This is a genomic window from Dolichospermum sp. LEGE 00246, from assembly GCF_015207865.1.
GTDB classification, from domain to species: Bacteria; Cyanobacteriota; Cyanobacteriia; order Cyanobacteriales; family Nostocaceae; genus Dolichospermum; species Dolichospermum heterosporum.
Window position 1 is genome coordinate 1 of record NZ_JADEWA010000123.1, and the last position, 12478, is coordinate 12478.

General features: G+C 40.1%; 11 protein-coding genes. 2 read left to right on the forward strand and 9 right to left on the reverse strand.

From position 1 onward, the window contains the following. A partial coding sequence (gene lnt, locus IQ228_RS10655) for an apolipoprotein N-acyltransferase (RefSeq protein ID WP_193962831.1) occupies positions 1-1498 on the forward strand: 1498 nt, incomplete at its 5' end. 707 nt (positions 1499-2205) lie between these two features. Here lnt and IQ228_RS10660 read toward each other — a convergent pair. Continuing rightward, positions 2206-3432 carry a lipopolysaccharide assembly protein LapB gene (locus IQ228_RS10660; protein ID WP_027403680.1) on the reverse strand — a complete coding sequence of 409 codons (1227 nt, stop codon included), beginning with the start codon at positions 3430-3432 and terminating at the stop codon, positions 2206-2208. 433 nt (positions 3433-3865) lie between these two features. Here IQ228_RS10660 and IQ228_RS10665 point away from each other — a divergent pair, with 433 nt between their 5' ends. Next, entirely contained in the window at positions 3866-4645 is a 780-nt protein-coding gene (locus IQ228_RS10665) for a phosphate ABC transporter ATP-binding protein (protein WP_027403681.1), read from the forward strand. Between the two features lie 106 nt (positions 4646-4751). Here IQ228_RS10665 and IQ228_RS10670 read toward each other — a convergent pair whose 3' ends face one another. The 8 genes from IQ228_RS10670 to IQ228_RS10705 all read right to left on the reverse strand — a co-directional run bounded on the left by IQ228_RS10670 (position 4752) and on the right by IQ228_RS10705 (position 12368). Continuing rightward, a complete protein-coding gene (locus IQ228_RS10670; RefSeq protein WP_027403682.1) occupies positions 4752-5300 on the reverse strand; it encodes an NUDIX hydrolase in 549 nt (182 codons plus the stop codon). Between the two features lie 98 nt (positions 5301-5398). Continuing rightward, positions 5399-5887, reverse strand: coding sequence for a 2-amino-4-hydroxy-6-hydroxymethyldihydropteridine diphosphokinase (gene folK / locus IQ228_RS10675; protein ID WP_027403683.1), 489 nt, complete (start codon positions 5885-5887; stop codon positions 5399-5401). Positions 5888-5969: 82 nt separating this feature from the next. Beyond that, the gene (locus IQ228_RS10680; RefSeq protein ID WP_193962832.1) at positions 5970-6878 is read right to left on the reverse strand and encodes a Uma2 family endonuclease; all 909 of its coding nucleotides are present in this window, start codon (positions 6876-6878) and stop codon (positions 5970-5972) included. Between the two features lie 174 nt (positions 6879-7052). Then, positions 7053-7487 (reverse strand): tetratricopeptide repeat protein, encoded by a 435-nt coding sequence (locus tag IQ228_RS10685; RefSeq protein ID WP_193962833.1) that lies wholly within the window; start codon positions 7485-7487, stop codon positions 7053-7055. 19 nt (positions 7488-7506) lie between these two features. Continuing rightward, complete coding sequence (locus tag IQ228_RS10690; RefSeq protein ID WP_027403686.1) at positions 7507-9264, reverse strand: Hsp70 family protein; 1758 nt, start codon at positions 9262-9264, stop codon at positions 7507-7509. 383 nt (positions 9265-9647) lie between these two features. After that, positions 9648-10334 (reverse strand): ribosome maturation factor RimM, encoded by a 687-nt coding sequence (gene rimM / locus IQ228_RS10695; protein ID WP_027403687.1) that lies wholly within the window; start codon positions 10332-10334, stop codon positions 9648-9650. 5 nt (positions 10335-10339) lie between these two features. Then, positions 10340-11623, reverse strand: coding sequence for a valine--pyruvate transaminase (locus IQ228_RS10700; protein ID WP_027403688.1), 1284 nt, complete (start codon positions 11621-11623; stop codon positions 10340-10342). Positions 11624-12170: 547 nt separating this feature from the next. Then, complete coding sequence (locus IQ228_RS10705; RefSeq protein ID WP_027403689.1) at positions 12171-12368, reverse strand: hypothetical protein; 198 nt, start codon at positions 12366-12368, stop codon at positions 12171-12173. Positions 12369-12478: the final 110 nt, after the last annotated feature.

Genomic DNA, 12478 nt, shown 5'->3' on the forward strand with positions numbered 1-12478 from the left:
CCCTACCCCCTGCCCCCTGCCCCTTGCCCTGCTCTGGGGTATCGGTTATCACGGAGTTGCTCTGTCATGGATTACAGGGATTCATCCTATGGATTGGTTAGGTGTTCCTTGGTTGCCTAGTTTAACTATTACCCTCCTTTGTTGGGCATTTATTAGCCTGTGGGGGGGAATTTTAGTTACTGTTTGGGCGGCTTTAATGGTGCATCTAGATAGGGGAAATCCTTGGTTGCGTGTTCTATTTGGTACAGCCTTATGGTGTGGGTTAGAAAGTCTCTGGAGTGCTAGTCCTCTATGGTGGAGTTCTCTGGCTTACACTCAATCACCGCAAAATCTGGTAATTTTACATTTAGGACAGCTTTCTGGTCCAAATTCTGTCACGGCGGTAATTGTGGCGTTTAATGGGTTAATTGCGGAATATCTCACGCAGAGACGCAGAGGCGCAAAGGAAGAGGGGAGTTTAGGGAAAGGTTTTGTTAATGGTTATTTAATTTTGGCTGTTTCCTTATTTATTATTTCTCATTTTATCGGCTTTATTCTCTACGCTGCACCCCTAAATCTAACTTCAAGTACGGCTTTAAAAATTGGTGTTATTCAAGGTAATATTCCTAATAAAATTAAGGTTCTTCCTCAAGGTTTACGTAGGGCGATTACTGGTTATACTCAAGGATATTTAAATTTAACTAATCAAGGTGTGCAAGCTGTTCTTACCCCGGAGGCTTCTATACCTATTTTTTCTCGTGATTTACTTCAAACTCCTTTGTTAGCTGCTATTCGAGAACAGGGTGTAATAGCTTGGATAGGTGCATTTGGTGATCAAGGAAGTAGTTATACAAATAGTTTATTTACTGTTCTTGGAAATGGGAAAGTTACCAGCCGTTATGATAAATCTAAACTTGTACCTTTAGGAGAATATATTCCTTTTGAAAATATTTTAGGTGGACTGATTCAACGGTTATCACCCCTAGAAGCACATCAAGTTGCGGGTAAAGCCCAGCAAATTTTTGATACTCCTTTTGGTAAGGTAATTATTGGTATTTGTTACGAATCTGCTTTTGCGGAAAATTTTCGTTATCAAGCTTCTATGGGTGGGAAATTTATCCTCAGTTCGTCGAATGATGCCCATTATACGGCAGCAATGGCAGATCAACATCATGCCCAGGATATCATGAGAGCAATTGAAACCGATAGATGGGCGGTGAGGGCAACAAATACAGGCTATTCGGCATTTATTAATCCGCATGGGCAAACTCTCTGGAAATCGGCTTATAATACCTATCAAATCCACGCAGAAACTATTTATCCCCGTCAAACTCGGACTTTATATGTGCGTTGGGGTGATTGGTTAACTCCTTTATTGTTGGTTCTGAGTGCTTTGAGTCGGATATTCCAAAGCCTTGCACTTTTTTGTGATAAAAATCCGCGAAACCCTTATTACAGCAAATTGTCATCAAACCCGGAACAAGAACCCCGCCCCCAACCCCCTCCCCGCAAGCGATGAGGGGGCTAAGATGTACCTCATAAGATTGGAAATCGCTGTAATAAGGGACTTCCAAGAAATAAATTATCCTGATTAACGAACCACGGAGGCGCAGAGGACACAGAGGAATAAGGGTTTGAGGGATTTTTGCGTTAGGTGGTTTATCGGTTGTCAAGAGATTGCTTCCTTTCACTCGCAATGACAACTCATGCAGCACAGGTTTATTAGAGACTTCCAATCAAAAAAATATCCCAAAATTTCTTGTGGTGCGGGCATACTATGGCTAACGCCACGCTACGCTATCGACAAGCTCAGTACAAGTCTTGCCCGCTAATCATCAAGGACGGGCAAGGATGCCCATCCCACAAAATTGGATCATTTTTTTTGTGGAGTTCTCTAAATGGTTTAGCTTTACTCAGCCTGCCCTATTTATGAGAAAATCCTAGACAAAACAATCTGAGTTATGTCCGCAATTTCCCAGATTTACCACCTCTTCAAGCAACGGGAGACATTCACCTGTAGCAATCATCATCAATAAATCCCCTTTTTCTCAGACATAAATATAGAAATTATGTCCTAACTTTTAGATCAAACCACTTGATTTTCTTAAATGAATTCGTAAAAATACAAATAAGTCTAACATCTTGTAGGCTCTCTTGGTGACAACTTAACCTTATCCAATATCTAGAGTCCGCTTGCGCGGACTTTTTTATTTATCTGGATATTTTTTACATTTTTATCTCAGTTTTTAACTTTTCAATTTGTTGATTAAAGTATGATTCTTGATGTTTAAGTTGTTGTGCTATTACTAATCCCTTCTGAAATGCTGTTAATGCTTGGTTATATTCTCGCCGTTCTATATATAAGTTGCCAATTTGGTCATAGGCTGACATTAAACCATAAAAATTGTTAGCTAATGTTTGTGTTTCCAAAAGAATTGCGCCAGTTTGCAAGGCTGCATCTACTTGTTTTTGTGAACGATACAAAGCAACTAATTTCTCTAGTGCTTCTCCAGCCCTAGCGTATTGCTCTAATTGCCATGCTGTAGTATAAGCTGCTTGATAATTATCGAAAGCCTGTTGTTTTAATGTGGGATTTTCTTGGGCTAGATATTCATAATTTGCTGCTATGGCTAATTTTAAAGCGGGAATTTCACCGAGGTTTTGGTCACGAGTATAAAGAAGGACTAATTTATTTAATATATCTATTGCTGCTTGGGGTTGTTTTCCTCGCCCATAGATATAAGCTAATTGTTGTAAATATCCCAATTCATTAGTTTTATCACCCTGATTAACTGCCAAATTTAATACTTTTTGGTAAGTATTGGCAGCTTGGTTATAATCAAACCAACTTAAATATAATTCTCCAATATTCTTTAAAGTCTCTATTTCTCCAGATGAATCCTGTTGTTGTTTAACTAATGTTAAAACCTGTTCATAAGCCGATATTCCCAATTTAGGAAGACGGATTTTTTGATAAGCTTTACCCAGGAGTTGCCATAATTGTAAATCCGCGCTTTTTTGTTGTCCTATCTCCTTTTGAATTAATTGTAATCGCTGACTAATATATCGCACCTCGTCCCGTTCATTTTGATTCCAGGCGATTTCTCCCACCCGTGATAACGCTTCTATCTCAGCCAATGTACCTAAATAACGTCTTAATCGTAGTTCACGATTCCAAACCTCAAAGGCTTTCTTTCTGTCTCCTCCTTGTAGTGTCACCTGTGCCTCTTGATTTAACCCATCTAAATCTGTCCTTAATTTTTGCAATTCTGTTAATGTTAATTGGCGTTTATCTGGTAAATTTGGTAACAGTGGATCAGGTAAAATCATTTCTAGGGGATTGGGAGGAAACTTATCCATATTTTCAATTTTTTTTTCCTGGGCAAGGGTGCTAAAAATACACAAATGCCACACAATAATAGTGGTAATGATGAAAATAAAACGCTGTAGCATGGTGAGTTTACCTTTATTACACTAATTAAACGCAGCATTGCAGGTCATAAGATGACTTAATTTAGGTTATAAGCAAATATCAAGCTTTTCAAGCATTCTGATTTACTAACTTTTTATTTATTTATTTCTTCTTCTTCTTCTTCTTCTTCTTCTTCTTCTTCTTCTTCCTGTTATTCTGCCTTATTCCTCCTGACTAAGGAATGTGGATTTATTAACTTACAATTCTTGATAACGACCGTCTAACCTAATGTTAAATTACATCCATCAAGATTTGCACTTTATTTAATCCTCATTCCTAAGTAGGTGAACACAATAAAACCAAACTGTGTAAAGAAACGTAAAATCGCCCAAACCCTCTTCACTCTTGCCTTTTGCCTTGCTATAACGACAATTTTCAACGCCAACCTACTTACTGACTCCTTTCTTAATTAATATGAGTAAAATAATTCCGGCAATTAGTGTGAAAAACTTTAGTTTTTACTACAGCAAGCAAAAAATCCTGGAAAGTCTTTCAATGGATATTCCCCAAAATAAAATTATTGCTATTATGGGACCTAGTGGCTGTGGAAAATCTACTTTTTTAAAGTCTCTTAACCGCATGAGCGATTTGGAGGGAGAAGTCCACACAGAAGGGAAAGTAGAGTTTTTTGGGCAAAATATTTATGATAGACGGATTAATCTCAATCGTCTCCGTCGTCAAGTTAGTACAATTTATTCCAAACCTAATCTTTTTCCCATGAGTATCTATGATAACGTTGCTTACGGGATTAAATTAGTTGGTTGGCGACCAAAACCAGAATTAGATGAAGTTGTGGAGTTAGCTCTTAAATCTGCGGATATTTGGGAAGAGGTCAAAAACAAGCTCTATAAGCCGGCTTTAGAACTATCTTGTGGTCAACAACAACGACTGTGTATTGCCCGCGCTTTAGCTGTAAAACCCCAAGTTATTCTCATGGATGAGCTTTGCAGTGGACTTGATCCCATCACTACCACAAAAATTGAAGAACTCATTGAGTGTTTGCGTTCTGAATTGACAATTATCTTTATCTCTCAAAACATCCAACAAGTCTCTCGTCTGGCTGATTTCACGGCTTTATTTCAATACAATCAGAATCATGTGGGACGATTACGAGAGTTTGCATCAACAAAAAAAGTCTTAGCTCAAGCTATAGATTATCGTACCCGCGATTATGCAACCAGTTATTCCCGCTAGTTATAGCAGGAATCAAGAAGTCAGGAGTCAGGAGTCAGCCAATTATTTACCAATGACCAATGACCAATGACCAATGACCAATGACCAATGACCAATGACCAATGACCTATTTTAAAAATGAACGCAGCAAGAAAAAACTAGCAATGGATTTAGCATCTACAGGTTCTCCTACCAAAATGGCTTTTTCCAATTCTTCAGGAGTTAGTAATACTGTCTCAATATCTTCGTCTTCGTCTTGTGCTGGTGGTGTTTCTAGCTTTTCTAAATCTCTGGCAATAAAAGCATAGATAATTTCATCAGAATAGCCAGGAGCAAGGAAAAATTCTCCTAATTTATCCCACTGACGAGCATGATAGCCAGTTTCTTCTGCAATTTCCCGTTTGACTGTTTCTAAAGGATCTTCATTGGGTTCTACAGTTCCCGCCGGAAATTCTAATAATCTTCCCTGCACTGCAAACCGATATTGACGCACAAGTACAAGTTTGCCGTCTGCGGTTATGGGTATAACCAGAGCGCCACCGGGATGACGAATACATTCCCATTCCCCTTCGGCTTTGTTGGGCAAACGCAAGCGGTTAACTTCAAAGTTAAACTTGCGTCCTTTATAAAACAAGCGTTGCTTGAGCAACTGTGGTAATTCTCTACCTAATGGCATAGTAAATTCTACCGTCTGTGAATACAGAGAACTTATACGGGGGTTTTCTGTTGTTATCAGTTCTTTTTGGGTTATAAAAATAGTAATTTTTTTACCCACTAGAATAAATGTACATCATTTGTGTTGATCTCTAGTAGTAAATCTTGAATTACTCGTTGAGATATGGGGTCTATCCAATCTGGAGCAATTTCTGCCAGAGGGACTAAAACAAAGGCTCGTTCAGCCATGCGAGGATGGGGAATTTGTAGATTTGGTTGCTGTAAAATTAAGTCATCGTATAATAATAAGTCTAAATCTAAGGTACGTGGACCCCAGTGTTCCTGACGCACACGCCCAAACTTTTGTTCAATGGTGAGTAATTGTGCTAATAAGGCTTGTGGTGAAATCTGTACTGATAATATCGCGCAACCATTTAAGTAGTCTGGTTGAGTTGGTCCTATGGCTTTGGTACGATACCAATGAGATTGGGCTTGTATGCTTATGCCTGATGTTTGGGCTAAGGTTTCTAAAGCTCCTGTGAAAATGGCTAGGGAGTTACCTATGTTGCTACCAAGGGCGATCGCCGTTCTAGCCGCAGTTTGTACCATTCTTTAAGACTCCTACACACCTGGGTTTTTTGAATGTGGGATGTGATGTCCACAATAAGTGCAGAAATCACACACCTACAGTTCAAATATCATCAGGATTGATACCTAATGATCTTAAGTAAGTTGCTAATTTCTCCTTTTGTTGTCGTTCTTGTTCAGCCATTTCCTCTGCTTGTTGTTGGGCTAAAGTTGCTTGTTGGGCAATTTCCTCTGCTTGTTGTTGGGCTAAAGTTGCTTGTTGTCTTGCGTCTTCTGCTTGTAAACGAGCTTGTCTTTCAACAATAGCCCTTTCATCACCAGTTAATAGCAAATTTCCCACATCATCCCACCAACGAACCCACGGTAAACCATCATTTTCTATTAAACCTAATTCCACACCCATAGGATAAATTGGAAAATGATTACGCTCGTTTGGTTGCATCTTTTCATAACGCCCATCAACTAAGCGATAAACTTCCAGTAATGCTTTTCTCGCTTCAAAAACTGCATAAAAAGGAATATGAATTGCTTGTTCATAAACCCAGAATTTACCAGCTTTTTCTGTTTCACTCGGAGGAGTTGCGTCTCTTTCTTCTGAACCATTTCCCGAAACAAACTCAATGGCAATTAATGGTGCGACAAACTCTTTCCATAATACATAGGAACGACGATATTCTCCATTGAGAAATGGTGGTACATTAGGCACATAAAACCAATCAGGAGCTTCTGCACCTTTTTCAGGTGGTTCAGTTAAACGCCAATAAATACCGCTATCTTGACCAATACAGTAGTTTCCATCTGGATGTAGTTTCTGTAATACTGGCTCAATGGAACTGGTTAAGACTATACTTTGTGGATGCTCCTGGAAATTTTGACCTACGGTACGCTTCGCTAACACGAAAGTTCCGTCTGAATCTGGTAGTTGCGTATGATCTGGTAATGTGAATTTATTGGTGTGAATGTCTTGACTTGGGGGAGTAGTGGGATTAATCACTGCTTGAGTGGTTTCCATAGTAACTCCAGGATGTAAGTAGGTTGGCGTTAAAAATTGTCGTTATGGCAAGAGGCAAGAGTGAAGAAGTTTTGAGCGATTTTACCTTTCTTCACATACGCTTAATTTTTTCTGTTGACCTAATCATATTGGTTTAATTTTAACAGTAGACACTAAAAAGTTGAAGTGTTTGAATCAGATAATTAAATTTAGCTTGATCATTTCTAGACAATCATAAGCGATTCCTAGGTCGCGCTTCGCTATCGCATTTTTTGGGTCAAATTTGAGTGCTTGTTGCCAAGATGCGATCGCTTCTCTCCATTCTCCCTGCAATGCCGATAATTTCCCCGCTAAGGCATGAAAGTCTGCATGACTATAATACAAAGCTAAAGCTTGATTGTTGTGCGTTGCTGCTTCTGAATAACGCTCTTTTGACAACAAATCCAGGGCTTGTCTGTGATACCAAATAGCTTGATCATGCAAAGTGATCAAGTCGGATAAATCGGCTTTGCAGCGTCTACAAGTTGGAGAGTGGGGAGGCAATGGAGAAGTCTGGCTGTCAGTTTTTCCCCCTTGCGTCCCTACTGCCCTTGTCGGACGATAAATTGCTCCACAAACAGGACATTTCATAATTACTACTCTCTATTTCCTATTCATCATTCGTACTAGCGTAGTAAAGAAAATCTGAGAGTTCTTCTTGTAACTGGGATAATTCTGCACTCTTGTTAGCACTGGCATTTTCAATCTGGGCTAATAAGTCTTGTAATTCCTCTGCTTGTTCAGAATCTAGTGTGGGCAGTGTTTGTTGAGCGCGGTCTAAAAGTGCTGCTAATTCTGGAGCAATTTCTACTACTGAGATTGTCTCTTCTGTGGAGATTTCGATAGTTTCATCAACTTCAAACAAGGCATCTAAATCTGCCCTTGCTTGCTTCAATTCATGGCTAGAAAGCTTCTCAATCCCTGCATTATTGACTACTAGCGTTCCCTGTTGCCCTTTGCCTTTTTCAGTAGTAGTGACAGTGAGAATGCCATTCACGTCAAAGTCAAAGTGAACCTCAACTTGAATACCCCCTGCTGGTTTGGGTGGTAAGTTCTCGACTCTAAAATCACCTAAAGGCACATTTTCTTCAGCGATGGTATTTTCTCCCTGAAAAACTTCAATTTCTACGGCTTCTTGTTCATCAGACACGGTGTAATAAACCTGAGAGCGAGAAACGGGAACAACGCTGTTACGGGGAATAATCACACTGAAGAAACCGGGCATAATCCCCATTGGTGTAGACACCGCCGCAGCAATACCCAAGGAATGGGGAATTACATCTACAAGAATGGCATCTACAGATTCACCTACCAACACCCCAGCTTGTAAGGCTGCTCCCAAGGCCACACAAAGGTCGGGTTGAATACCATCACTGGGATTCTGTCCCAGATGTTCTGATATCATTTGTTGGGCTAGGGGAATGCGTGTTGAACCACCAACTAAGATAATTCGGTCAATATCACCGGGTAATAGGTCTGCATCGGTGAGAGCGCGGTCAATAGCCTCTAAGGTTTCTGTTAATAGGGGGCGAATCAACTTTTCCAAATCTGCTCGCGCTACTTCTGTTTCTAGATGGAGTGCAGTCTTGCCCTTACTACCTAAAAAGGCTTCTCGAACTGTGGCGAAAGCATGGGAACTCAAATCAATTTTTAACTGCTCGGCTGCTCGTAAGAGACGCGCTTGGGTGACAGCATCATCTGGAACATCCACACCATGCTGTTTACGAAATAGATCCACTAGATAAAGTTGCAACAGCCTGTCAAAATCGTCTCCACCCAAGCGATTGTTACCATGAGTTGCTAATACTTCTGTGACTTCGCCTGTAATTTCCACTACCGACACATCAAAAGTACCACCTCCCAAATCATAAACCAAAACCCGTTCTGTCTCTTCGGAACGCAAATCATAAGCTAAAGCGGCTGCTGTTGGTTCGTTGATAATTTGCAGTACCTCGAAACCAGCAATCTCTCCAGCAGTTTTGGTTGCTTGTCGTTGAGCATCCGTAAAGTAAGCGGGAACTGTAATTACTGCTTGGGTAATTGTTTCTCCTAAAGCATTTTCAGCCCGTTGTTTGAGGGCGCGGAGAATAATAGCGGAAACTTCATGAGGTAAGTATTCTTTATCCCCTAAAGTGGTTTTGTGGTCTGTTCCCATCCAGCGCTTAATTGATTTCACGGTGCGTTCGGGAGCCGCAGCATATTGACGCAGTGCTTCTCGTCCCACTAGCACTTTACCCGTATCGCTAAATCCTACACAGGAAGGTAAAATCAGATCGCCATCTTCTCCTGGCAATACTCGCACCTGTCCGTTTTCGACAATTGCTACTTCGGAATTTGTTGTCCCTAAATCAATACCGACTGCTTTCATAGTTCTAAATTTAGAAGTTTTTGCCTCTGGTGCGATGCCTACGGCGAGCGAAGCTATTGCACAAGCTCACACCGTAGTAATTACAAAATATCGTATTTTGGCAGCATGACAGCTTCACCATTAGAGATAAGATTACAAGATATTGACCAAATAATTGATAATTCTTGTCTGTGAGGGCAGGAAACTCTTAACTCTTAACAGGGAACATTTTTAACTGTCTGGATATCCTGAATTTTCCAAATCCGACAAAGAAAAATGCACCTATTTTGAGACACCATTAGCCAAAACCTGGCACTTTTTTGGGGTAAAAATCCGCGAAAACCTTTGTTAATAAATGGTTTTAGGTTTATATGGCTAACGCCACGCTACGCTATCAGCAAGCCCTAATTATTAACTGACAATAACCCGGGGGGAGGAGTAATTTCAACTCGGCGGGTTGCTAAATCAACAATAGGGACAATTGCCATCACAAAAGGAATTAAAACTGTTTTTTCTGCTTGATCAGGTTTAAATTCTTCATGGTTAGTGACAAAATCAGGATCAAATTTAACTTCTAATAAATCATGACCTGAAGGTAATATATCCACCACCGTTCCTACAAATTCCCCAGAGGATTGCATAAAGACTTGCAACCCTAGCAAATCTAACACATGAAATTCACCTTCTGCCAATTCTGGGCGATCGCTCACAGGCACGAAAAACCGACAATCACGCATATTTTCAGCTTGATGGCGATCGCTGACTCCCTTCAATTTAATCACATAGAGATTCTTATTCTCAATATACCGCCCATGTAATAATTCCACAGATTCCAGTTCAGTTTCCCCAGGACGTAACAACCAGCGTTTTCCTGGTTCTTCAAAGCGTTCAGGAAAGTCCGTATGAGGATAAACCCGCAACTCCCCGGTTAAACCTTGTGCTGAAACAATTTTGCCAATTTCCAACCAATCATCAAGCTTGGGGACTGGGGACTGGGGACTGGGGACAGGTGATTTTTGACTTTTTCCCCCTGCACCCTGCGCCCTGCTCCCTTGCTTCTTCTTCGTGTTCTTTGCGTCTTCGTGGTTCATTTCTTTTACACACTCACAGCCGCAACTTGATAAACCCGTTCAGCAACTTTCGCTAAACGCTGCATACCGATAGTAATTTCCTCATCACTACCAGTTAGACTAATTCGCAGACATTGGTGTTTGTGTTCCCATTCCTCCTTTAAACCAGGGAAGAAACTACTACCAGGAACAACAATCACACCCACCTTCTTTAATTCCTGGTAAAATTCCCAATCAGTCATGGGTAAATCTTGCAACCACAACCAGCCAAAAATTGCCCCTTCACCGCGATGTAAGAGCCAAGGTATATTTTTCGGCATAGCTGCTTCTAATGTACTTTCCAATACATCAAACTTTTGTTGATAGAAAGGACGAATCACATTTTCCGCGATATGGGCTAATGTACCTGATTCTATCGCGCGGGCGGCGATCGCTTGACCATATCGAGAAGAATGAATCCCCACATTAGTTTGGAAACATTCCAAAACCTGAATCAGATTTTCATCTCCAATCGCTACCCCAATGCGTTCTCCAGGCAAACCCGCCTTTGATAAACTCATACAGTGGAGAATATTTTCCCCAAATACCGGAGTCATTTCCGTAAAATTCAAAGCCGGGAAAGGTGGTGCATAAGCCGAATCAATAAGCACAGGCACATCATAAGGTGCAGCTAAAGCGGTGATTTTATTCACCTCATCATTAGTTAAAACATTACCTGTTGGATTACAGGGACGGGAAAAGATCACACAACCAGTATTTTCTGTAATCGAGAGTTGGTTAAAATCAGGGCGATATTTAAATCTATGTGCATCTGCATCAATATCTAGAGTAGGCTTATAAGCAACCAAAGCCTCTGGAAATAAACAAACGCCACCATAACCAGTATAATCTGGACTTAAAGGCAGGACAATTTCCTTCAAACCGCCATTTTCAGTATAGCCACCAAAAGCGTTAGCGGCATAAAAATAGATAGTTTGACTACCCGCAGTGATTAAAATATTCCGCTCAGTTAAACTTAACCCATAACGCTGGTTAAAGTCCTTGACAATTGCCCCAATTAGTGGTGCATAACCTTGACTAGAACCATAACGACAAACAACTTCACCATATTCAGAACTAGCTAATAAATCTGCCGTACAATCCCGCCATAACCGTTCTACCTCTGGTAAAATCAACGGATTGCCAGCGCTTAAATTATATAATTCCTGTCCCTTACTAGCTCTGAGGGTTTCATTAATATCTTTCATAATCGCTCTTACGCCAGTTAAGTTGGACATTTGAGCGCCAATTTTAGTAAGGGCAGGTTTTATCATGTTTGTTACAGACTGAATTAATCGCCAAAGTGGATAGTTGATTGGGTCTTTGCAGCTAAGACAAAGTTCATTATGCCATATATATCTTAGCCGACACAGGGGCATTCTAACTTATTTTTAAACCTTTCTCCTTTGAGATGAGAGGTTTGAAGAGGGATCTAACAATATGTGTCGAACTCACGAATATAAGTAGGTTGGCGTTGAAAATTGTCGTCATAGGAAGGCAATCATGCAAGAGTAAAGAAGTTTTGGCGTTGCTGATTAAGGGTATGAATTTTAGCCTCACGCAAAGGCGCAAAGACGCACTGAGGTTTGAGTTTTAAAGATTAAATTTGGGAATTTCATACCTCAATTCAGCAACGCCGAAGTTTTCAGCAATTTTACGTTTCTTTACACAGTTTGGTTTTATTGTGTTCACATACTTAGATAATTATTTTGTATAGAAAATAATTGTTGATCATGCTACAGCGAGTAATTATTAAAGGCTTCAAGGAAACAGCCCCCAGCAAGGGTATTATTGCCCAACTTCCTGATTATGAAAAGTTCAAATTTTCTCCTTTCTAATTTCTTCAATATCTTGCCAAAATTCTGCTCTTGTTACATTTTTTAGAGCCTCTTGGCGTTCTTTTGTATAATCACCAGAACCCCAACCCATTTCTTGTAAAAAGCGTATTGTGTCAATTTGTCCTAACTCTTTAACTAAGGCTTGATAACCTTTTGTACGTAATTCAATCAGTGTCATTTTCATCATCTCCAGTTAATAGGAAACTATTCATTAACCAAGTTACAGGATTTTCTAATTGAACTTGTAATACATTACGATATTTAATTGCTTTTTTAAGTAATCTATTA